This is a genomic window from Micropruina sp. (assembly GCF_047602385.1).
GTDB lineage: Bacteria > Actinomycetota > Actinomycetes > Propionibacteriales > Propionibacteriaceae > Micropruina.
In genome coordinates this window covers 909457-931935 of sequence record NZ_JASGHL010000001.1, presented here as the reverse complement: position 1 = coordinate 931935, position 22479 = coordinate 909457, and the positions used below count along the sequence as shown (strand labels likewise).

Below are 22479 nucleotides of genomic sequence, written 5' to 3'. Positions count from 1 at the left end.
GCGCCGGAAGCAATAGGCTGGTGGCACGCCGACCCGGGAGGACCCCCAATGACGATGGACCTGGACGCGATCCAGCCTGATGCCGACGACAATCTTCGTGAGTTCATCGACAAATTGGTTGCCGCCGGGTACACGGTTGCCGACAGCCAGAGCGCGGATCCGGAACTGATCGATCCGGGCGGCCGGGCGGTCGAGACCTGGCGCGAGGACTACCCCTACGACGAGTTGATGAGCCGCGACGAGTATGAGCAGGAGAAGTACCTGCTGCAGGTCGAGTTGCTGAAGTTCCAGTACCACGGCCAGGACAACGGGCTGAAGCACATCATCGTCTTCGAGGGCCGCGACGCCGCCGGCAAGGGCGGCACCATCAAGCGGTTCATCGAGCATCTCAACCCCCGCGCGGCGCGGGTGGTGGCGCTGAACAAGCCGTCCAGCACCGAGTTGGGCGAGTGGTACTTCCAGCGCTACATCCGGCGCTTCCCGACCAGCGGCGAGATCGTGTTGTTCGACCGCTCCTGGTACAACCGCGGCGGAGTCGAGCGGGTGATGGGTTTCTGCAGCGACGACCAGTACGAGACCTTCATGCAGCATGCCCCGAAGTTCGAGCGGATGCTGATCGAGTCCGGCATCCACATCACCAAATTCTGGTTCTCGGTGACCCGTCGCGAGCAGCGGACGCGGTTTGCCATCCGGCAGATCGACCCGGTGCGGCGCTGGAAGCTGTCCCCGATGGACCTGGAGTCGCTGGACAAGTGGGAGGCCTACTCGGCGGCCAAGGAGGCGATGTTCGCCCGCACCGACACCAAGCACGCGCCGTGGACGACGATCCGCAGCAACGACAAGAAGCGCGCCCGGATCAACGCCATGCGGGCGTTCCTCAACCAGTTCGACTACGAAGGCAAGGACACCTCGGTGGTGCACGACCCCGATCCGCTGATCGTGCGGCGCGGCCGGGAGTCCTACGACGACTGAGCCCCGCGTTCCCCGCGGCTGCTCAGTGCGGCTCCAGCGGGGTGGTGACTGCGATCGTCCAGCCCTGGTCGTCGCCGACCAATTGGTAGGCGTTGGTCTCGATGTCCACGACGGCGCCCGCGGCGTCCAGGTTCTCCAGATCGGCGAGACCGACCCAAAGCCCGTCGCTGTCGTAGGCGGGTCGTAGGTTGGTGATCCGGACGGCCAGGATCCCGCGGGCGTGATAGGCCGGGCCGTTGGCCGCGAAGAAGGCCCGGGTCTGGTCCGCCGAGGTGACGGCTTGGCGTCCCTGCCGGGTGAGGGCCAGCGCCGGATAGGAGTAGCAGTCGGCCAGGGCGTCCAGGTCGATGACCGAGAGTGCCTGGGCGTAGCTGTCGAACAGGGCGGTGACGGTGCTGCGATCGATGGTGGTCATGCCCACCACGCTAGAGTTCAACCCCGTCGCGCCGGTGTCGGGATTGAGAGGAACCGGTATGCCTGCTCAGCGTCTCGGGGCGGCGTCCCGCGACCCGCATTTGACTCTGCGGCGGGTCGAGCGGCAGCAGCGGATCGTTGAACTCCTGGTGGCCCGCGCCGAGCGGGTCACCGTGGTTTGGCTCGCCGACCGGCTGGGTGTGGCGCAGCGCACCGTGGAACGCGACGTCGCCCGGTTGCGCGAGTCCGGCGTCCCGATCGAGTCCAGGGCCGGACGCCGGGGCGGGCTGCGCCTTGCGGCGCAGGCCGCGGTTCATCGACTCGAACTGGAGACGGCCGAGGTGGCCGCCCTGCTGGCCAGCCTGGCGGCGCTCGGGCCAACCGCCACCGACTCCGCCGCGTCCGCGACCCGCAAGCTGGCGGCCTGCCTGCGGGCCGATGTCCCGCCCCGTGGGTGACGGTCTCGCCGGCGACGCGGCTCAGCGGCCTTGGATGGACGGCTCGCGCACCCAGAGCCACAGCCAGCCGGCACCGGTCAGGCCGATGGCGCCGATCGCGAGGGCTGCGGCACCCAGCGGTGCGAGCGCCGCGATCGCGGTGATCAGCAGCGGCCCGGCCGCTTGGCCGATGCCGGTGGTGAGCCGCCAGCCGGCCAGGAACTGCGGACGGCCGACGGCGGGCGAGGCGTCCGACCCGATGGTCATCACCACGCCCGCGGAGATGCCGTTGCCGAGCCCGAGCGCCGCGGCGAACAGGGCCACCGCGACAACTGAGTGCGCCAGTGGCAGCAGCGCGAAGCACAGGCTCATGATCACCATGGACGGCACCGACACCCAGCGCCGTCCGAACCGGTCCATCACCGAACCGCCCAGGTAGAACAGCGTCATGTCGATGCCGGAGGAGAGCGCGAAGATCAGGCTGGTGGCGGCGGCGTCCAGGCCGACCTGCTCACACCACAGCGGCAGCAGGGCGTCCCGCGAGGTGCGGACCAGCATCAGCGCCGCGGCACCGACGCCGGCGGTGGCGTAGGTGTGGGCGTGCCGGCGCAGCACCTGCGCGAGCCGGACCGGCTCGTCCGGCGGGTGCTCGGGCGTGGGCAGTTCGGGCAGCGCCATCGTCACGGTGGCGGCGAGCAGGCTGGTGCCGGCGGCGACCAGGTAGGCGGCCTGCAAGCCCCAGACGGTGACCACGGCCGCACCCATCAGTGGCCCGAGCAGCGAGCCGATCCGGAACACCCCACCCAGGGTGGACAGGGCGCGAGCCCGGTATTCCAGCCCGACCGCGACAGTCAGATAGGACTGCCGAGCCAGGCTGAGCATCGCCCCGGACAGCCCGGTGACGAAGACCGCTCCGGCCAGCACCCAGGTGTTCGGCGCGAACGCGCAGACCAGCAGGCAGCCGATGTCCACCACCATCGCTCCGACCAGCGACTTCTTCTCGCCGAACCGGTCGGCGATGACCCCCGCCGGCAGTGCGCCGATCAGGGTGCCGATGCCCATCAGCGCAACCACCAGCGCTGCCTCGGCCACCGAGGCACCCAGCGCGCGAGCGGTCAGCGGCACCAGCGGCGCGATGGCGCCGAAGCCGATGAACGAGACCGCCGTCGGCAGGTAGATCACCACCGCCAGTCGGCGCCAGGACGCCCCGCCATCGCTGTTCAATGCCACCCGGGCAACCTATCCGGAGCTCGATCTGCAGCCGTAGTCGCTGAGGGTGGACCGTTCGTCGGTTTGGATGGCTCAGTCCTCGAGGCGTCGCCGGTTGGGCCTGTCGAGACCCACAACGTCACGTTGACAAGGGTTTCGACAAGCTCAACCAGCGGTGGCCGGGCCTGACCGAGGTGATCCGTGACCAGCAAGCTACGAGATACGCTGAGCTCGGCTAGCGCCCGTAGCTCAGTGGATAGAGCAGGAGCCTTCTAATCTCTTGGTCGCAGGTTCGAATCCTGCCGGGCGCGCCGGTCAGTTGCTGCTCAACTGCTCTTGCGGATCGCCCGGACGCCGATCGCCAGCCCGAGGGCCGCCAGAGCGAGAGCGGCCACCCAGCCCCAGACGACCGCGATCGCTGCGACGTCGCCGGCGAGCAGGGCGCGTTCGGCCTGCACCACCCAGTTGATCGGATTGACCGACGCGACGGCCTGCATCCAACCGGGAGCCGCGTCGAGTGGCAGCAGCATGCCGGACAGGATCAGCAGCGGGAAGATCAGGGTCTGCTGCACACCCCAGAACAGCCACTCCCGGTCCTTGGTCTTCAGCGCGAGGGTGTACGACAGGGCGCCGAGGCCGACGCCGAACACGGCGAGCAGGACCAGCCCGACCAGCAACCCGAGCGGGTGGATGGTGAACCCGAACGGCCAGGCGATCAGCACGATCAGCACCGCCTGCGCCACGATCGGCGCGATCTCCTTCAGTGCCCGTCCGATCAGTAGCGACGAGCGGGCCAGTGGCGCGACCAGGGTGCGCTCGTGCGAGCCGGTCATCATCTCGTACTGCAGGTTCGAACCGGTGGCACCGGTGCCGAACAGCACGATCATCACCAGCACGCCCGGCACGAACCATTGCAGTGTCTCGCCGACCGGCACGCCGGACGTCCCGATCAGCAGCGGCGCGAACAGGCCGAGGAAGACCAGCGGCTGGACCAGGCTGAAGATCAGCGTGAACGGGTCGCGGACTACCGGTTTCAGTTCGCGGACCAGCACATTCCAGGTGTCCCGGGCCGGGTTCGCGTGCACCGCGGTGTCGAAGCTGTCGTTCGTCGTGGTCATCGGCTGGCTCCCGTCGTCTCGGCCGTCACCGGGACGGCTCCGGACGCCTCGGCCGAGGCGTCCGTGGTGTCGTGGTCTTCGTCGGACTCGCCCTCGCCGGCCTCGCGCAGGGTGCGTCCGGTCAGGGTGAGGAATACGTCGTCCAGCGTGGGCGGCACACCCGTGGCGGTGCGCACGGCGATGCCCGCCGCGTCGAGTGCGCGGACGGCGGCCGGCAGCAGGGCGTCGCCGTCCGGCGCGGTCACGGTGACGGACGCCGGGTCGGCGGGCCGTACCGGGCGGTCGGTGAGCCGCTGGACGATCGCGACCGCCGCGGCGGCGTCCGATTCGCTGGCGAAGCCGAGGGTGATGACGTCGCCGGCGAGGTTCGCCTTCAACCTGGCGGCGGTGTCGTCGGCGATCACCCGGCCCTTGTCCATCACCATCACTCGTTCGGCGTAGCGGTCGGCCTCTTCGAGGTAGTGGGTGGTGAGGAAGATCGTGGTGCCGTGACTGCTCCGCAGGTCGAGGATGTGCTGCCACAGATTCGCCCGGCTCTGCGGGTCGAGGCCGGTGGACGGCTCGTCGAGGAACAGCAGCGGCGGAGCATGCATGAGGCCGAGGGCGACGTCGAGGCGGCGCTTCTGCCCACCGGAGAGCTGCTGCACCGAGCGGTTCGCGAAGCCGGCCAGGTCGAGCGACTCGATGAGTTCGTCGGCGCGGGCCTTCGAGGCGGCCTTCGTCATGCCGTAGAACGCGCCCTGGCTGAGCAGTTCGTCACGAGCCCGCTGGGCGAAACTGCCACTCGTCAGCTGCCCGACGTAGCCGATCCGGGCGCGCACCTCGGCGGGTTGGCCGAGGATGTCGAAACCGACGACGCTGGCCGATCCCGAGGTCGGCGGAATCAGCGTGGTCAGCATCCGCAGGCTGGTGGACTTGCCGGCGCCGTTGGGTCCGAGAAACGCGACCAGTTCGCCGCGGCCGACCGCGAAGCTCAGCTCGGTGACCGCCTCGACGGTCTTCTTGCGGACGGTGAAGTGCTTGGTCAGGCCGTGCGCTTCGATGATGGGTTCATTCGCCATGGCTCCAAGGTAGGATCGATCGCGGACAGATCATGTCCGTGATTTCGGGCAATCTTGAAGCATGTCCGACACCACCACCCGGGCGCTCGCGCTGCTGAACCTGCTCCAGACCCACCGGCACTGGCCGGGTTCCGAGCTGGCCGGACGCCTCGGCGTGACCGAACGGACGGTGCGTCGCGATGTCGAGCGGCTCCGCGAACTGGGCTACCGGATCGAGTCCACGCCCGGGGTCGCCGGCGGCTACCGGCTGGAGGCGGGCAGCGCGGTGCCGCCGCTGCTGCTCACCGACGAAGAGGCGGTGGCGATGGCGATCGGGCTGCGGGTGGCGGCGTCCCAGCGGCTGGTCAGCGGGCCCGAGACCACCGTCACCGCGCTGGCAAAGCTCGAACAGGTGCTGCCAGCGCCGTTGCGCCGCCGGGTGGAAGCGCTTGCCGAAACGGTGCAGCCGGCCGGGCTGAACGCGGGGGCGGCGGTCTCCAGCGACGTCCTCGGCGAATTGGCGCTGGCGACCCGGGACCACGAGCGGGTGCGTTTCACCTACACCGCGGCCTCCGGTGAGCGGACCCGGCGCCGGGTCGAGCCGCATGCGCTGGCGCCCGCCGAGCGGCATTGGTACCTGCTCTGCTGGGACCTGGGCAAGGACGACTGGCGCACCTTCCGGGTCGACCGGCTGGCGGACATCGAGCACACCACCGTGCTCTTCACGCCGAAGCCGCTGACCCCGGAAGAGGTCGAGGACTTCATTCTGGTGGCCCGCTCGTGGGTCCGGCAGGCGATCGAGGCGGACGCCGTGCTGACCCTGCCACTGGCCGAGATGAAGGGCCACTTCGGCCAGTGGGGCCAGGGCGCCGAGGCCGAGGACGACACCCACACCCGTTGGCCGGTGGGCGGCAGCGACTTCCGCGAGACGATGTACGGGTTGTCCTGGATCCCGGCCGGTGTCGAGTACAGCACCGACCTGGCCGAGCCGGCACGTGCCGAGCTGCGGGAGGTGCTCTCCCGGATGCTGCGGGCACTGGACGCCCCGCCGCCGCCGCCTCGACCGACAGCTACCGCTGGTTGAGCTGGTCGAAGCCCGGGGGAGCGCGCGTTCAGCTCTCGACCAGCGCGACTCACGACGCCGGTCACACTGAAACCGCGCCCTTGCGCGCGAAACCCTGGCGGCCGGGCTTGGGACGTGCTGGGCTGGGGAGATGCAGCTATTGGTCCTCGGTGGCACCGCGTTCCTCGGCGGAGAGGTGGCTCGCCAGGCGGTCGACCGGGGCTGGGCGGTCACCTGTGCGGCCCGCGGCCGCTCCGGGTCGTTTCCGGACGGCGTCCGGGCAATCACCTTAGACCGTGACACCGACCACGGACTCGGGCAGCTGGCCGGCCAGCCCTGGGACGCGGTGGTCGACCTGTCCCGCCAGCCCGGTCAGGTGCGACGGGCCGTCCGGGACCTGACGGCGCGGCACTGGGTGTTCGTGTCGACCGCCAATGTTTACGCCGACCAGGCCACCCGGGGACAGGACGAGTCCGCCGAGCTGCTACCGCCGCTGCCGTCCGCGACGATGACTCAGCCGGCCGACTACGGGCCGGCCAAGGTCGCCTGCGAGCGGATCATCGCCGGCACCGACAGTTGGACGATCGCCCGGGCCGGGCTGATCGCCGGTCCCGGGGACGGCTCGGGGCGGCTGGGCTACTGGCCATGGCGGTTCGCGCGGGACCGGACGGCGCCCGTCCTGGTCCCCGCCGATGACGACCAGCCCGTCCAGGTGATCGACGTGCGTGATCTGGCCGGGTGGTTGCTGGACTGCGCCGCCGGGCGGACCGGTGGGGTCTTCAATGCCTGTGGCACGCCGACGAACCTCGGTGCGGTGCTGGCGGCCGCTCGGAGGGTCGCCGGCCACACTGGTCCGGTCCTCAGGGCATCGGCCGGGTGGCTGGCCGCACACCGGGTGACCGCCTGGATGGGGGAGCGCAGCCTGCCGCTCTGGCTCGGCGGCGACCATGGCCTGTGGGGCTTCCAGGATCACCGCAACGATCGCGCCATCGAGGCCGGGCTGACCCTGCGGCCGCTGGCCGATACCCTGCGGGACACCATGGACTGGGAGACCGGTGAGCGTGCAGAGCCGAGGGCTGCGGGGATCGCCGACGCCGACCACGACGAGCTGGTCGCGGAACTCGGAGCCGAGGTCGATCGATGACCGGCCACCCGCCACCGGACCGGACGCCGCTGCGCTGGGCCGGACTGCTGGCCGGCCCGGTGTTCGTGGTGTCGTTCCTGATCCAGGGGGCGGTGCGGCCGGGCTATGACCCGCTGCGGCACCCGGTCAGCGCGCTCAGCCTGAGTCCGGGCGGATGGGTGCAGATGCTCACCTTCTGGGTGAGCGGCCTGCTGGTGGTGCTGTTCGCGATCGGGCTGCGCGGCGGCGGCCATGGCCGGGCGGTCCCGATCCTGATCGCTCTGGTCGGTGCCGGGCTGTTCGCGGCCGGCTTCTTCGCCTGCGATCCGATCAGCGGCTACCCGCCCGGCTCGCCCATCCCCGCGCCCCGGACCACGCACGGGATCGTCCACGACATGGTCTCCACGCCGGTGTTCACCGCGTTGCCGGCGGCGATGATCGTGCTGGCCCGCCGCTGGGCCAAGGCCGGACGCCGGGGCTGGGCCACCGCGTCCGGAGTGGCGGCGCCCGCGCTCTTCGCCTGTTTCGTGCTGGCCGCAACCGGTTTCGCCCAGAACCCGGTGCTGATGCCCTATGCCGGGCTGTGGCAACGGCTGTCGCTGATCATCGGCCTGGGCTGGCTGGCCGTCGTCGGGTTCGTGCCGCCGGCGCACCGGCGTCCGGACGCCGCCGGCTGACCTCGAAGTCAGCCGGCGGTCTCGTCCAACAGCTGCAGCAGGTCGTGGGCGGCCAGCTCGACCTTCTTGTGGTGCCATTCGGCGGCACGGTAGACACAGGCGATCAGCGCGCTGCGGTGCACCCGCCGGAAGTCGCCCACCACGAAGGCGTAGCGAGCCTTGGTCTGGTCGTTGGCGCCGGCGGTGAGTCCCAGATGCCAGGCGGCATAGTCGTCCCAGGAGTGGTTCTCGAGGTAGGTGTTCTCCCGGGCCGCATCGGGCTGCACGTCGCCCCACTCGCTGTCCAGCACGTACTGCCTGGCCTTGATCAGCTTCTCGACGTGCGCGACCGCGTCCTCGTTGAGTGTGTAGGTAGCCATGTGCGACCCTACCTCGGCTCGCCGCCGGACAGCCCGCGCGACGGGTGCGTCACACCCGCCCGGTAGTCTTGCCGGCATGTCGACGGACACCATCGCCCGGCATCGCCGGTGGCTCAACGGCATTCCGTCGCAGCCGGAGATGTCCGCTCCGCTGCCCAAGCGCATCCTGACCAATCCGTGGACCTGGATCGGCCTGGTCTTCAGCGCCGTCTACACCGCCTGCCTGTGGGCGCAGTACGCGATGATGACGGCCGACATCCCGGTTCGCGACGGCGTGGTGCCCGGGATCAATCATTCGGCGATCCGCGACGCGTTCTGGTACGCGATGCCGACCCTGATCTTCTGGATCGTGCTGTTCGTGATCGCCGACCGGTTCCGGCCGCAGCGGTTGTTGCTGTGGTACCTGACCCTCGGCTGGGGTGCGGCGGTGGCGACCTTCGTCTCCCTGCACATCAACACCTGGGCCGCCAAGCAGCTGTCGATCGGCGGCGACGGCGACCCCACCACGGGGGCCAGGGCGGCGATCTACATCGCGCCGTTCGTCGAAGAGGCGGCGAAGGCGACGGTGCTGTTCTGGATCGCGATCCTGGTGCGCTACCAGGTGGTCACCAAGCTCAACGGGATCGCGCTGGCCGGACTGTCCGCGGCGGGCTTCGCCTTCACCGAGAACATCATGTATTACGCCCGGGCGATCATGTACTCGAGCGTGCAGATCAACACCGGCGATGCCGAGTCGGCGGTGCACGAGATCGTCTGGCTGCGCGGCTTCTGGACGGCGTTCGGGCACCCGTTGTTCACCATGATGACGGGACTCGGACTGCTGGTGGCGCTGCGCACGCACAGCAAGGTGATCCGGGTGCTGGCACCGCTGATCGGCTACCTGCTGGCCGCGCTGCTGCACATGATGTTCAACTCCCAGGCCACCTTCGCCCAGGGCACCATGCGCTATGTCATCTACTTCGCGGTCGCCTTGCCGCTGGTGGCGTCGGCGACCATCTACGCCGTCCGTCAGCTGTTCGCCGAGAGCCGCAAGATCCGCGCCCGGCTCACCGACTACGTCCGGATGGGCTGGCTGCAGCCTGCTGATCCGGAGACCACCTCGCGGGTCCGGCGCCGGTCGTGGGCCTTGATGGTCGCCGCGACCCGCGGCTGGACCGTGCTTCGCGCCACCCTGAGCCTGCAGCGGACCCTGACCGAGCTGGCCTACCTGCGGGACGCCGAGGTGAAGGGTGTGATCGACGCGTCCGGGCAGGCCCGCGCCACCGAGCTGCTCTACCAGGCGCGGTCGCTGCGCGGCCTCGCCATTGACGATCCGCGCGGCCAGCGGCTGAGCCTGCCGACCCTGCGCAAGCAGCCGGCGGTGGACTATCCGCCGCCCAACTACCCCGGACCCGCCGGTCTGGGCGGGAACTGGCCCGCCGGACCAGGCTCTGCGCCACTAGGATCGCAGCAGTATTCGAGGGTGGACCCGACCTGGGGGCCGCCCCCCGGGTGAGGAGAGGCATGAGCGCTGGCCGATTGGCGAGTTCGCTCAGGCTGCTCGCGGACGCCCTCGACCACGCCCGGTTGCCGCTCGACCTTCCCGGGCGGGACGCGGCCGCCATCCTGCGCCGCGATCTGACGGCTCAACTCAGCGACTACCTGCTACCCCGGCTGGAGCGGATCGATGCCCCGCTGCTGACGGTGATCGGCGGGTCCACCGGAGCCGGCAAGTCCACCCTGGTCAACTCGATGATCGGCCGCACGGTGAGCCGTCCGGGCGTGATCCGGCCGACCACCCGCTCGCCGGTCCTGGTCCACCACCCCGACGACGCGCACTGGTTCGGGCCCGACCGCATCCTGCCCGGACTGGCTCGCAGCCTGCAGGCGGCCGACGACGTGCGGACTTTGCAGCTGGTCGCCGAGCCGTCGCTGCCGCCCGGGCTGGCCATCCTGGACGCGCCCGACATCGATTCGGTGGTGGCAGAGAACCGGGCGCTCGCGTCCCAGCTGCTGGGTGCCGCCGACTTGTGGCTGTTCGTCACCACGGCCGCCCGCTACGCCGACGCGGTCCCCTGGGAGTACCTGCGTTCGGCGGCCGACCGGAGCGCCGCGCTGGCGGTGGTGCTGCAACGGGTGCCGCCCGCCGCGATGACCGAGGTGCCCGCCCACCTGGGCCAGTTGATGGCCGACCGCGGACTGGGTGACTCACCGCTGTTCGCCGTACCCGAGACCGTCACCGACGACGAAGGACTGCTCCCGGACGCCGCCGTCGCACCGATCCGGGACTGGCTGGCGGCGTTGGCCGACGACACCCGGACGCGGGCGAGCGTGGTGCTGCAAACCCTGCAGGGCGCGATCGCGGCGCAATGCCGGACCGCTCCCGAGGTGGCCCGGGCGGTCGACGAACAGAGCGCCGCCGTCGCTCAGCTACGGGCCGACGCCGAGGCCGCCTACCGCGAGGGTGTCCGCACGGTCGGCGTTCAGACTGCCGACGGAACGCTGCTCCGCGGCGAGGTGCTGGCCCGCTGGCACGACTTCGTCGGCACCGGCGAGTTCTTCCGGGCGGTGGAGCAGAAGATCGGCTGGCTGCGCGACCGGCTACTGGCCTCGCTGCGCGGGGAACCGAAGCAGGCCGGGGACGTGAAACTCGCGGTCGAGTCGGGGATGGAGATCCTGATCCGGGAAGAGGGCGAAGCCGCCGCCGAGCGGGCGGCGACCGGATGGGAGAACGACCCTGCTGGACGGCAGCTGCTGGCCGCGGTCCCCGGCGACGCGTTGCGCCGCGGTTCGCCCGACTTCCCCGGGCAGGTGGCGCTGGCGATCCGGAACTGGCAAGCCGACGTCCTGGAGCTGGTCAGTGGCGAGGGCGGTTCGAAGAAGTCCCGGGCCAGGTTCCTGGCGCTGGGCACCAACGGGGTCGGGGTGGCCCTGATGATGGTGGTGTTCTCGGCCACCGGCGGCGTCACCGGGGTCGAGGTCGGGGTCGCCGGCGGGACCGCGGTGCTGGCTCAGCGGGTGCTCGAGGCGGTCTTCGGCGAGGACGCCGTGCGACGGCTGGCGAAGCGGGCCAAGCAGGATCTGGACGCCCGGGTGGAAGCCCTGATGGCGTCCGAACTGGCCCGCTACGAGGCCGTGCTCGACCAGGTAGGCGTCCGGGACGAGGCGGCGGACGAGATCCGGGCCGCGGTCGCGGCGGTGGACGCCGCCCGCGGAGCGGATGATCCGCTCGGCTCCGAGGTGGCCGAACTGACGGGCGCGCCGGGCTCGGCACGGCAGCTGCCGACGCGTCCGGGGCTGCCCGCGGGAGCCGCCGACGGTGACGTGGTGGAGGCGGTCGTGATCACCGACGAGGAGGGTGAGCGCCGGTGACCCGGACGCTGGCCCAGCGCGTCCGCGCGCTCGATGAGGCCGTCGAACTGAGCCGTGATCGATCGTCCGCCGAGGTGGTCGCCGACGCGACGGCAGTGCTGAAGCGCGCCGGCGAACGGGGCGCGTTCGCCGGTGACCACACGGTCGTCGCGCTGGCCGGGGCGACCGGATCGGGCAAGTCGACCTCGTTCAACGCGATCAGCGGCACCCAATTCGCCGCCACCGGCGTGCGGCGTCCGACCACGTCCACCGCGATGGCGGTGGCCTGGGGGACCGAGCTGCCCGGCGAACTGCTGGACTGGCTGGACGTGCCGCGGCGGCACCTGGTGCCTGCCCGACGCAGCGCCTTCGCGAACCTGGTGCTGCTCGACCTGCCCGACCACGACTCGACCGAGGCCGCCCACCGGATGACGGTCGACCGGCTGGTGCCGCTGGTCGACATGCTGATCTGGGTCGTCGACCCGCAGAAGTATGCTGACGCCGCGCTGCACGAGCGGTACCTGCGGCCGCTGGCGCCGTACGCCGAAGTGATGCTGGTGGTGCTCAACCAGTCCGATCGGCTGCGTTCCGACGAACTCGCCGAGGCGATGGCGGACCTGCGCCGGCTGTTGGACGCGGAGGGACTGCAGCAGGCCCGGTTGATGTCGATGTCGGCGCTGCAGGGCGACGGCGTGGCCGAGCTGCGTCGGCTGCTGGCCGAGGCGGTGTCCGACAAGGCCGCGGTGAGTGCCCGGATCGCCGCCGACGTCACCGTCGCGGCTGGACGGCTGGGCGACGAACTCGGCGCCACCACGCCGGTGCTGGACCGGCGCAGGCGCGAACCGCTGGTGCAGGCGCTGGCCGAGGCGAGCGGCGTCGTCCTCGCGGTCGACGGTGTGCGGGACGCCTGGAAGCTGCGCGGCGGCCTGGCGACCGGCTGGCCGTTCGTGAACTGGGTGGCCAGGTTCAAACCCGATCCGCTGCGGGCGCTCCGGCTCGACCAGAGCAACCGCCGGCTCGCGCCGACCGCGATCAGCCGGACCTCCCTGCCCACTGCCGGGCCGGTGCAGCGGGCTCGCCTGGACCGTGGCCTGCGTGAGCTGGTGGACGCCGCCAGCACCGGTCTGCCACGCGGTTGGGCCGCTGCGGTGAACCGGGCGGCTCGCGGTCATGAGGCGCTGCTGATGGACCGGTTGGACACCACCATCGCCGGCACCGATCTGGAACTGGACCGGGGGACCGGCTGGTGGTCGGTGGTCCGCGCCCTGCAGTGGGTACTGATGGCCGCCGTGGTGGCTGGTGGGCTGTGGACCCTGTTCATGATGTTCGCGCCGGCACTGGGTCTGGGCGGGCTGCCCACGGTGTACTGGTGGAACTGGCCGGCCCAGTTCGTGCTGCTGGCCGGTGGCGTGGTGGGCGGTCTGGTGCTGGCCGGGTTGTCGTCGCTCGGGGTCACGATCGGTGCCAGGGGCAAGGCCCGCCGGGTCGAGCGGATCCTGCACCAAGCGGTCGGAAGGGTCACCGACGCCGAACTGATCGCGCCCGTCGAAGAGGAACTCGACCGGCACCGCCGGGCGGTCGCCGCCGTAGCCAACGCCCGGTAGCAGGCTCGTGGGCCGAGCGTGTCGCGACCTTCGGCGACAGGCTTCTCCGCGGGGTCGAGACCGCGTCCGAATTCGTTCGCAGCGATTTTGAACACTTTCGGCGTCAGGTGCACACACTGATGGCGACGACACCTACAGCCTTCAGGAGGCACTCATGGACGCCACCATCACCGTCACCGGAAACGTCGGCAGCGACATCGACGTCCGCACCGACGACACCAACGAGTGGGCCTACGCCGCGTTCCGGCTGGCCTGCACCCCGCGGTTCGTCCGCAACGGCACCTGGCGCGACGGCGAGACCACCTGGCTCAACGTCAACTGCCGCAACCGGATGCTGTCGCTGAACGTGCAGGCCAGCGTGAACAAAGGCGACCCGTTGATCGTCACCGGGCGGCTCTCCACCTGGAGCTGGACGAACTCCGAGACCGGCGAGATCCGCGAGCGGCTCGTGCTCGAGGCGATCGCCGTCGGGCACGACCTCAGCCGCGGCACGACCGCCTTCCGCAAGACCGAGCGGCCCGCGCAGCAGCCGCCGGTCGACGACCCGGGGGTGTTCAAGGACCTGGAGGACTCCGGCGGCCCCGATGTTCCGGCGGGCGGCGTCCAGGGTGAGCCTGCGGCAGCCTGACCCGGGCGGATCAGTCCCGGGTGAGCCGGCGGTGCTTGCTGGCGTGCGGGCGGGCGGCATCGGCGCCGAGCCGGGCCACCTTGTTCACCTCGTAGTCGGCGAAGTTGCCCTCGTACCAGAACCAGTTCGCCTCATTGGCGTCGGTGCCCTCCCAGGCCAGGATGTGGGTCGCCACCCGGTCGAGGAACCAGCGGTCGTGGGAGATCACCACGGCGCAGCCGGGGAACTCGAGCAGGGCGTCCTCCAGCGACTGCAGGGTCTCGACGTCCAGATCGTTGGTCGGTTCGTCGAGCAGCAGCAGGTTGCCGCCCATCTTCAGCGTCAGCGCCAGGTTCAACCGGTTCCGCTCACCGCCGGACAGGACGCCGGCCAGCTTCTGCTGGTCGGGGCCCTTGAACCCGAAGGAGGCGACATAGGCACGCGACGGCATCTCGAAGCTGCCGACCTTGATGTGATCGAGCCCGTCGGAAACGACCTCCCAGACGTTCTTCGACGAGTCGATCCCGCCGCGGGACTGGTCCACGTACGAGATCTGGACGGTCTTGCCGACCTCGAGGCTGCCGGCGTCCGGTTCCTCCTCGTCGACGATCATCTTGAACAGCGTGGTCTTGCCGACGCCGTTGGGTCCGATGATCCCGACGATTCCGGCCCGGGGCAGGGTGAACGACAGATTGTCGATCAGCACCCTGTCCCCGAAGCCCTTGACCAGCTTGCTGGCATCCAGCACGTCGGAGCCGAGTCGCGGGCCGGGCGGAATGTTGATCTCGGACAGGTCGACCTGACGCCGACGTTCGGCCTCGGCGGCGAGTTCCTCGTAGCGGGCCAGCCGGGCCTTGTTCTTGGCCTGCCGAGCCTTCGGGTTGGCCCGCACCCACTCGAGTTCCTTCTCCAGGATCTTGGCGCGCTTGGCGTCCTTCTTGCCCTCGATCTGCAGCCGCTGGCGCTTGGTCTCCAGATAGGTGGAGTAGTTGCCCTCGTAGGGATGCAGCCGGCCGCGGTCGATCTCGCAGATCCACTCGGCCACGTTGTCCAGGAAGTACCGGTCGTGGGTGACGGCCAGCACGGCGCCCGGGTAGGTCTTCAGGTGTCCCTCGAGCCAGTTGACGCTCTCGGCGTCCAGGTGGTTGGTGGGCTCGTCGAGCAGCAGCAGGTCGGGCTGTTGCAGCAGCAGCTTGCACAGCGCCACCCGGCGCCGTTCACCGCCGGACAGCACGTCGACCACGGTGTCGCCGGGCGGGCACTGCAGGGCGTCCATCGCCTGGGCGAGCTGGGAGTCCAGGTCCCAGGCGTTGCGGTGCTCGATCTCGGTCTGCAGCTTGTCCATCTCGGCCAGGAGCGCGTCGAAGTCGGCGTCCGGCTCCGCCATCTCCATGCCGACCTGGTTGTAACGGTCGACCATCCCCTTGGTCTCCGCGACGGCTTCCTCGATGTTCTCGAGGACGGTCTTTCCCTCGGTGAGCGGCGGCTCCTGCAGCAGGATGCCGACCGTGGCGTCCTTCTTCAAGAAGACGTCGCCGTTGTCGGGCTGGAGCAGACCGGCCATCAGCTTGAGCATGGTCGACTTGCCGGCGCCGTTGGGTCCGACGACGCCGATCTTGGCGCCCTCGAAGAACGACATGGTGACGTTGTCGAGCACCAGCTTCTCGCCCAGCTTCTTGCGGGCGTTGTGCATGGTGAACACGAACTCGGGCATACGGAACCTCGTCGGAGAAAGAGGGATTGGAACAGATCGCCCACGAGTATATCGAGCGGACGCGGCTGCCCGGCCGCGAGCCGGCCCGGCTCAGCGCGGTGGGTCTTCCAACAGCTCGGCCAGGGTGAGGGCACGGCGTCCGGTCAGGTCGGCGAGCTGGGTCCGGCACGAGAAGCCGTCGGCGAGCACCAGGGCGTCGGACGGGGCGGCGTCCACGGCCGGCAGCAGGTGCAGCCCGGCGACCGCGACCGACACCTCGTAGTGACCGCGTTCGACGCCGAAGTTGCCGGCCAGCCCGCAGCAGCCGGTCACCGTGACGAGATCGGCACCGGTGGCGCGCAGCAGGGCGGCATCCGGCGTCCAGTCGAGGACGGCTGCGTGGTGGCAGTGCGGCTGCGCCACGATTGTGCGGCCGGCCAGCCGCGGCGGGGTCCAGCCTGGAGTCCGGCTGAGCAGTTCGGCCAGGGTGTGGGTCCCGGCGGCCACCCGCGCCACCCGGGCGTCATCGACCAGTTCGGACGCCTCGTCGCGCCACACCGCCACGCAGGACGGCTCGACGCCGACGACCGGCACCCCGGCGTCCACCAGCGGGCTGAGCAGATCGAGCGCGCGGCTGAGTCTCCTGCCCGCCGCGTCCAGCTGACCGGTGGTGATCCAGGTGAGCCCGCAACACGCGCCGGCCGGCACCAGCTCGGGGCGGTAGCCCGCGGCGGCCAACACCCGAAGAGTCGCCGCCAGCTGGCCGCCTTCGAAGCCGCGGCTGAACGAGTCGGCCCACACCGCCACCCGGCCGAGCGGCGCCGGAGCGGCCGCGGTCCGCCCCGGCGACAAGAGCGCGTCGACAGGGTCGCGACGCAGAGCCGGCAGGCTGCGCCGGGCATCCACTCCGGCCAGCCGGAGCACGGCCGTCCGCAGCAGCGGAGCGGTCAGCACCGCATCGGCGAACCGGGCCAGCCCAGGCACGGCCGCAACCAGCCGCGTCCAGCGGGGCAGCCAGCCCAGGGTGTAATGGCTCAGCGGCCGCAGCCGTCCGGCGTAGGCGCGGTCGAGCACCCGTGCCTTGTCGCGGGCCAGGTCGACCCCGGTCGGGCATTCGGTGGCGCACGCCTTGCAGGCCAGGCACAGGTCGAGCGCGGTGACCACCTCGGGTGAGCGCGGCGAATCGATCAGCGAGCCGTTGGCGAGTTCCTGCAGCACCCGGGCGCGGCCCCGGGTCGAGTCCTGCTCGCGGCGGGTGACCTGGTACGAGGGGCACATCGCATCGGCGGCGCCGGACGCCACGCAGCGGCCGACTCCGGTGCAGCGGTGCACATCGGCAATCGCCCGCGACAGTGGGTGCGGCACGGCCGCCAGCCGAAGATCGACATCGAGACGGGCCGGCTCGACCAGCACGCCCGGGTTGAGCAAGTTGTCCGGATCGAACAGCCGTTTCACGGCGGCGAAGACGGCGAGCGCGGCTGGGGAGTACATCCGTGGCAACAGTTCCGAGCGTGCCCGCCCGTCCCCGTGCTCGCCCGACATCGACCCGCCGTACGAGGCGGCCAGGTCGGCGGCCTCTTCGACGAATCGGCGGTAGCCGGCGCTGCCACCCCGGCTGCCGAGTGGGAAGTCGATCCGGCAGTGCACACAGCCCTCGCCGAAGTGTCCGTACGGCAGGCCGCGCAACCCGTGCGCGGCGAGTAGCGCCTCGAACGCACGCAGGTAGTCACCGAGCCGCTCCGGTGGCACCGCCGCGTCCTCCCAGCCGGGATGCGCGGGCTGGTCGAAGGCGACGCCGGCGAAACCCGCGGCGTCGGTCCGCAGCCGCCACCAGGCCGCCGCCTCCGTCGGGTCGGCAATGACAGCACCACGGGCGGCGGGCAGGCGGGCCAGCTCCGCCGCCGCTTCGCTCAGCGCTGCCCGGTCCTCGCCGGCCAGCTCGGCGAACAGCCATCCCTGTCCGGGGGGCAACGGCCGCGCGGGCGTGCCGCGGGCAGCCAGCACCGGAGCCACGATCCGGGCGTCCAGCCCCTCGCAGGCGCGCGGCCCGAACCGCAGCACCTGCGGCATCGCATCGGCGGCCGCGGCCAGTGAGTCGAAGCCGAGCACCACGAGCGCGGTGTGCCGGGGCGCCCGGGCCAGCCGGACCGCCGCTCGCCGCACCACGGCCAGGGTGCCTTCGGAGCCGACCAGGAAACGGGCGACGTCGAAGCCCTTCTCGGGCAGCAGGTGCTCCAGCGAGTAGCCCGACACCTGCCGGGGGAAGCGACCGAATTCGGTCCGGATCACTCCCAGATTGGCGGCGACCAGTTCGCGCAAGGCCCGCAGGGTGGCCGATGGGTGGTCTCCGCCGTCCGTGCCTGCCGGCAGCTCGATGCGTTCGCCGGTTCCGGTGATCACGTCCAGCCCGGCGACCATGTCGCTGGTCCGGCCGTAGCCGAGCGCCCGCGGGCCGCACGCGTTGTTGCCGATCATGCCGCCGACGGTGCACCGCGACGCTGTGGAGGGATCCGGGCCGAGCAGCCAGCCGTGTGGCAGGCCGGCCAGGGTCAGCTCGGCGTGCACCACACCCGGCTGGACGACGGCGAGTCCGGACGCCGCGTCCAGCGACTCGATCCGGTTCAGCCGCCGGGTGTCGATGACCAGGCCGGGGCCGACCGCGTTGCCCGCGCACGACGTCCCGGCGCCGCGCATGGTGATCGGCAGCCGTTGCGCGAGGGCGGTGTCGACGGCGGCGTCCAGGCCGTCCAGGTCGGGCGGCACGAAGACGGCCTGGGGGACGACCCGGTACAGCGAGGCGTCCGAAGAGTAGAGCGCGCGGCTCAGCGTGGATCGATCAAAGGCGGGGCGGCCCACCCGCTCAGTCTGCCACCTGCAGGACGGCGGACATCGCCCGGCCAAGCGCCTCGTAATCGGCGGGTTCGACGGCGTCGACCAGGGCCAGCCGCACCGAGGCCACATGATTCGGTGCGGCCGACTTCAGCAGGGTCAGCCCGGCCGCGGTCAGCACTGCGATCACCCCGCGGCGATCGTTGGCGCAGCTCTTGCGCAGGATCAGACCCTTGGCCTCCATCCGGGCCACCGTGTGGGTCAGCCGAGAGCGGGACTGCCGAACTCGCTCGGCCAGTTCCGACATGCGCATTTCGAGCTGGTCGGCTTCGGAAAGATTCACCAGGATCTCGTATTCGCCCAGGTCGAGGCCGAACGGGCGCAACTCCGCGTCGAGCCGCTCGTTGATCCTGCTCACCCCGGCCAGATAGGCACGCCAGATCACCTGCTGCTCGGCGGTCAGCCACTGCACGGGCTCGGGAGTCGCGGTCACCGGGCAATCGTAACACTGCTCGTTGAACCGTAAACCGAAATCGCGGGGATCGCCGGGATCTGCCCTTTGACTAGGGAGGATCCGATCCTTGTCGAAGGCTCAGAGGTGCCGGTCCCCGATCGGGTCCGGTGCCTGTGGCCAGGTTCCGGCTGCGCGGTCACTCGATGGCAGGCTGCGGCTCGGCGGGCCGTGCCGGTAGGGGTTCCGCCCTAGAATGGCGGAAATTCGGCAACGAGGCCGTGCTGAGACGGGAGTGACAGTGAACGCCAAGGCAGAAGCCATCCTGAACGGAAAACCCACATCGGTCGGCGCGCTGCTGGACTGGCGAGTCGCGCAGACCCCCGACACCGAGGCCTTCCGCTACCCCGACGGCAATGACGTCTGGCAATCGCTCACCTGGTCGCAAACCCACGCGCGGGTTGAGGAGATCGCCGCTGGGCTGCTTTCCTTCGGCCTCGGGCCCGAGGACCGGGTCGCCATCGCTGCCACCACGCGGCTGGAGTGGATCCTGGCCGACCTGGCGATCGGTGCGATCGGCGCCGCGACCACCACCATCTACCCCAACACCGCCCCCGACGACTTCCAGTACATAGTCGGGCACTCGGCCTCCCGGGTGCTGATCGCCGAGAATGCCGAGCAGGCCGCAAAGCTCGACACCACCGAGCCCGGCGTTCGAGCGGTGGTGTTGATCGACGGCGAGGGCGACGGCGAGCGCACCCTGTCCTGGGGTCAGCTGATCGGCCGTGGCAAGCAGCGACTCGACGACGAGCCGGGCTGCGTCGCTTCCGCTCGGGAGGGGGTCGGCCTGGACAGCCTCGCCACCTTGATCTACACCTCCGGCACAACCGGACGTCCCAAGGGAGTCGAACTCACCCAGCGCAACTGGATCTACGAAGGCTTCGCCGTCGATGAGTTGGATTTGATCGACTTCAACGACCTGCAATACCTGTGGCTGCCCTTGTCGCACGTCTTCGGGAAGTGTCTGCTGGCGATTCAGCTGGCGATCGGGTTCGCCTCGGCGGTGGACGGCCGGGTCGACCGGATCGTGGCGAACCTGGGGTCCACCCGGCCCACCTTCATGTGCGGGGCGCCGCGGATCTTCGAGAAGGTCCGGGCGACCGTGCTGTCGTCGAATTCGACCGGCGTGAAAGGCGCCATCGCGCGCTGGGCGTTCTCCGTCGGCAAGGCAACCCATGACCATCGACTGGCCGGCCGGGCGCTGCCGCCGCTGCTCGGGCTGCAATACCGGGTGGCCGACAAGCTCGTCTTCCACAAATTGCGCGAACGGCTGGGCGGCCGGATGCGGTTCATGGTGTCGGGGTCGGCAAAACTCAACGTCAAGGTCCAAGGGTGGTTCTACTCCGCCGGCCTGATCATCGTCGAGGGCTACGGGCTGACCGAGACCACCGCGTTCTCGTTCGTGAACCTGCCCCGCGAGCCGCTGTTCGGCAGTGTCGGCAAGGTCGCGCCGGGCTCGCAGGTGCGGATCGCCGAGGACGGCGAGGTGCTGCTGCAGGGCCCCGGGGTGATGCGCGGCTATCACGCCGCGGACGAGTTGACCGCGGAGGCGATCGTCGATGGCTGGTTCCACACCGGCGACATCGGCGAGTTGGACGCCGACGGAAACCTCACCCTGACCGACCGCAAGAAGGACCTGATGAAGACCTCCGGCGGCAAGTACGTGGCGCCGCAGAAAGTGGAGGGTGCGCTCATCGCGGCCATCCCGTTCGTCAGCCAGGCGGTCGCCGTCGGGGACGGGCGCAAATACGTGACGGCCCTGCTGACCCTGGACGCCGACAACCTCAAGCGCTGGGCCGCGGTGAACGGCATGGCGGACGCCGACTACGCCCAGGTGGCTGCCAGCGACCAGGCCCAGCAAGCCGTGCAGGCGTTCGTGGACCGCGCCAATGCGAGCCTGGAGCGCTGGGAGACGGTGAAGAAGTTCGTCATCCTGCCCCAGGAGTTCAGCGTGGACTCGGGTGAGGTGACACCCAGCATGAAGATCCGCCGGGCTGCCATCGCCAAACGCTACGCCGACGAGATCGACTCGATGTACGAGCGCGAGCCCGACGAGTGAGCCCCGCCGCGGTCATCCCGGTTCCGCTGCGCTGGGTCGATCTCGACGCCCAGGGTCATGTCAACAACGCGGTCATCGCCGACTACCTGCAGGAGGCCCGCGTCCGCTTCCTACTTGGAGGCGACAACGCCGCGTTGCTCGGCCACGGGACCCTCGTGGTCGGGCATCAAGTCGAGTATCTCGCCCCGGTGGAGTTCCGCAACGAGCCCGTCGAGGTGCGGCTCTGGGTCGGTGAGGTCGGCGCGTCCCGGTTCACCATCGGCTACGAGGTGGTCCAGGGCGGCGTGGTCGCCGCGCGTGCTCGCACCCTGCTGTGCATCTTCGACTTCGACGCCGGCCGTCCGCGCCGGATGACCGCCGAGGAACGCGGCTGGTTCCTGGCCCAGGCCAGCCCGTTGCAGACGCTTCGGCCGCTGGGCCGGTGGCGGCCCGGAGAGAGCGCCCACTGCGCGCCGCTGACCGTCCGCTGGACCGACCTGGACGCTTACGGGCACGTCAACAACGTCCGCTTCTTCGACTTCGTGGCTGAGGCCAGGGTGCAGATGTCGAGTTCGGCGGATCCCGCGGGCAACCGGATGTCGGCGGCGGCGCAAGCGGGCTACCTGTGGATGGTGGTGCGCCAGGACGTCGACTACCTGGCCCAGCTCGACCACCGGCTGGAGCCGTACCAGACCCGGGTCGCGGTCGCCGACATGGGGCGCACGTCCATGACCCTGGTCGCCGAAGTCATCGACCCGCTCGCGGGCACGGTGCACGCCCGAGCCACCACCGTGCTGGTCTGCGGCGACCGGACCGGCCGTCCGGTCCCGGTGCCGGACGAACTTCGGCATGGAATGGAACTCTGGCCGGCCGTTCCCGCCTGACCGCATGGCCGGCGGAGCCTCAGGCGAGAGAGCAGGCCGCGGTCTTCATCACCAGCAGACCCAGGACGTCCGGGTTGCCGTTGACGGCCTTGTTCACGGCAGATACGAGATCCTGGGCCAGTGCCCGCTGCCCGACCGTCGGGTTTGTTCCGGCTGCCGCCTGGATGGCGTTTTCTTGGTGAGCAGGCCCCAGCTCAGACTCTTCTTCTCCGCGAGAACGTCACTGAGAATCGAGCCTGCCAGATCGCAGGCCGCACCACGTGCCTGCGCCGGGATCGACTCATAGCGGGCGCGCAGCGTCTGGGTATTGACCACCGGCTTCGTCCGCCAGCCCCGGCCCACCTCGTCGGCCGAACTCCCGGTCCTGCTGGCTTCCCAGCTCGCCAGTCTTTCCACGTCGTCCCGCGATGCGGCGGTCGCGCGGGCGACATCGTCCACCCAGCCGCTGAGCCGAGCGCCCGTGCCGGCACACCCCGCCAGGGCGAGTGCCCCGACGGTTGCGAGCGCGATCACGGCGCCGCGAATTCCCCCGACCATGCGCGCACGCTAGCGAACACGGGCGCGGATGGAC

Annotated in this window: 20 protein-coding genes and 1 tRNA gene; 12 read left to right on the top strand and 9 right to left on the bottom strand. The window is 70.5% G+C overall.

All coding sequences use genetic code 11. The features are described 5' to 3' along the window. Positions 1-48: 48 nt before the first annotated feature. Complete coding sequence (gene ppk2 / locus QM711_RS04340; protein ID WP_415096599.1) at positions 49-972, top strand: polyphosphate kinase 2; 924 nt, start codon at positions 49-51, stop codon at positions 970-972. A 22-nt stretch (positions 973-994) separates the two neighbouring features. Here the strand turns inward: ppk2 and QM711_RS04335 are convergent, their stop codons facing one another. Continuing rightward, a complete protein-coding gene (locus tag QM711_RS04335) occupies positions 995-1387 on the bottom strand; it encodes a hypothetical protein (RefSeq protein ID WP_415096597.1) in 393 nt (130 codons plus the stop codon). Positions 1388-1445: 58 nt separating this feature from the next. On the opposite strand from QM711_RS04335, the gene QM711_RS04330 reads away from it, so the two are divergent. Beyond that, the gene (locus QM711_RS04330; RefSeq protein WP_415096595.1) at positions 1446-1844 is read left to right on the top strand and encodes a helix-turn-helix transcriptional regulator; all 399 of its coding nucleotides are present in this window, start codon (positions 1446-1448) and stop codon (positions 1842-1844) included. Positions 1845-1865: 21 nt separating this feature from the next. On the opposite strand, the gene QM711_RS04325 is transcribed toward QM711_RS04330, so the two are convergent. Next, entirely contained in the window at positions 1866-3053 is a 1188-nt protein-coding gene (locus tag QM711_RS04325; protein ID WP_415096593.1) for an MFS transporter, read from the bottom strand. A gap of 217 nt (positions 3054-3270) precedes the next feature. Here QM711_RS04325 and QM711_RS04320 point away from each other — a divergent pair. Continuing rightward, positions 3271-3343 (top strand) — tRNA-Arg (locus tag QM711_RS04320). Between the two features lie 15 nt (positions 3344-3358). Here the strand turns inward: QM711_RS04320 and QM711_RS04315 are convergent. Both QM711_RS04315 and QM711_RS04310 read right to left on the bottom strand, forming a co-directional pair. Further along, entirely contained in the window at positions 3359-4150 is a 792-nt protein-coding gene (locus tag QM711_RS04315; protein ID WP_415096591.1) for an ABC transporter permease, read from the bottom strand. Next, positions 4147-5211, bottom strand: coding sequence for an ATP-binding cassette domain-containing protein (locus tag QM711_RS04310; RefSeq protein ID WP_415096589.1), 1065 nt, complete (start codon positions 5209-5211; stop codon positions 4147-4149). Before QM711_RS04310 ends, QM711_RS04315 begins: the two co-directional genes overlap by 4 nt. 61 nt (positions 5212-5272) lie before the next feature. Here QM711_RS04310 and QM711_RS04305 point away from each other — a divergent pair, with 61 nt between their 5' ends. From QM711_RS04305 to QM711_RS04295, 3 genes are all read left to right on the top strand, one after another. Next, complete coding sequence (locus tag QM711_RS04305) at positions 5273-6274, top strand: helix-turn-helix transcriptional regulator (protein WP_415096587.1); 1002 nt, start codon at positions 5273-5275, stop codon at positions 6272-6274. 130 nt (positions 6275-6404) lie between these two features. Beyond that, a complete protein-coding gene (locus tag QM711_RS04300) occupies positions 6405-7397 on the top strand; it encodes an oxidoreductase (RefSeq protein ID WP_415096585.1) in 993 nt (330 codons plus the stop codon). After that, positions 7394-8053 carry a DUF998 domain-containing protein gene (locus tag QM711_RS04295; protein ID WP_415096583.1) on the top strand — a complete coding sequence of 220 codons (660 nt, stop codon included), beginning with the start codon at positions 7394-7396 and terminating at the stop codon, positions 8051-8053. The genes QM711_RS04300 and QM711_RS04295 overlap by 4 nt, the downstream gene beginning before the upstream one ends. A gap of 8 nt (positions 8054-8061) precedes the next feature. Here QM711_RS04295 and QM711_RS04290 read toward each other — a convergent pair whose 3' ends face one another. Further along, positions 8062-8412: a hypothetical protein gene (locus QM711_RS04290; RefSeq protein ID WP_415096581.1), complete on the bottom strand. Its 351-nt coding sequence runs from the start codon at positions 8410-8412 to the stop codon at positions 8062-8064. 76 nt (positions 8413-8488) lie between these two features. Between QM711_RS04290 and QM711_RS04285 the strand changes: the two genes are divergently transcribed. The 4 genes from QM711_RS04285 to QM711_RS04270 all read left to right on the top strand — a co-directional run bounded on the left by QM711_RS04285 (position 8489) and on the right by QM711_RS04270 (position 13974). Continuing rightward, positions 8489-9907 (top strand): PrsW family intramembrane metalloprotease, encoded by a 1419-nt coding sequence (locus QM711_RS04285; RefSeq protein ID WP_415096579.1) that lies wholly within the window; start codon positions 8489-8491, stop codon positions 9905-9907. An 8-nt stretch (positions 9908-9915) separates the two neighbouring features. Beyond that, positions 9916-11763, top strand: coding sequence for an ABC transporter (locus QM711_RS04280; protein WP_415096577.1), 1848 nt, complete (start codon positions 9916-9918; stop codon positions 11761-11763). Further along, positions 11760-13346 carry an ABC transporter gene (locus QM711_RS04275; RefSeq protein ID WP_415096575.1) on the top strand — a complete coding sequence of 529 codons (1587 nt, stop codon included), beginning with the start codon at positions 11760-11762 and terminating at the stop codon, positions 13344-13346. Before QM711_RS04280 ends, QM711_RS04275 begins: the two co-directional genes overlap by 4 nt. Before the next feature lie 154 nt (positions 13347-13500). Continuing rightward, positions 13501-13974, top strand: coding sequence for a single-stranded DNA-binding protein (locus QM711_RS04270; protein WP_415096573.1), 474 nt, complete (start codon positions 13501-13503; stop codon positions 13972-13974). Between the two features lie 10 nt (positions 13975-13984). On the opposite strand, the gene ettA is transcribed toward QM711_RS04270, so the two are convergent. From ettA to QM711_RS04255, 3 genes are all read right to left on the bottom strand, one after another. Continuing rightward, positions 13985-15667: an energy-dependent translational throttle protein EttA gene (gene ettA, locus QM711_RS04265; protein WP_415096571.1), complete on the bottom strand. Its 1683-nt coding sequence runs from the start codon at positions 15665-15667 to the stop codon at positions 13985-13987. A 90-nt stretch (positions 15668-15757) separates the two neighbouring features. After that, entirely contained in the window at positions 15758-18502 is a 2745-nt protein-coding gene (locus tag QM711_RS04260) for an FAD-binding and (Fe-S)-binding domain-containing protein (protein WP_415096569.1), read from the bottom strand. 4 nt (positions 18503-18506) lie between these two features. Then, positions 18507-18968 carry a MarR family winged helix-turn-helix transcriptional regulator gene (locus tag QM711_RS04255; RefSeq protein ID WP_415096567.1) on the bottom strand — a complete coding sequence of 154 codons (462 nt, stop codon included), beginning with the start codon at positions 18966-18968 and terminating at the stop codon, positions 18507-18509. Between the two features lie 259 nt (positions 18969-19227). Here QM711_RS04255 and QM711_RS04250 point away from each other — a divergent pair, with 259 nt between their 5' ends. Both QM711_RS04250 and QM711_RS04245 read left to right on the top strand, forming a co-directional pair. Beyond that, a complete protein-coding gene (locus QM711_RS04250) occupies positions 19228-21045 on the top strand; it encodes an AMP-dependent synthetase/ligase (RefSeq protein ID WP_415096565.1) in 1818 nt (605 codons plus the stop codon). After that, positions 21042-21908, top strand: a complete 867-nt coding sequence (locus tag QM711_RS04245; RefSeq protein ID WP_415096563.1) for an acyl-CoA thioesterase — start codon at positions 21042-21044, stop codon at positions 21906-21908. The genes QM711_RS04250 and QM711_RS04245 overlap by 4 nt, the downstream gene beginning before the upstream one ends. Positions 21909-22001: 93 nt before the next feature. Here QM711_RS04245 and QM711_RS04240 read toward each other — a convergent pair whose 3' ends face one another. Further along, positions 22002-22445, bottom strand: coding sequence for a hypothetical protein (locus QM711_RS04240; RefSeq protein WP_415096561.1), 444 nt, complete (start codon positions 22443-22445; stop codon positions 22002-22004). Positions 22446-22479 lie beyond the last annotated feature (34 nt).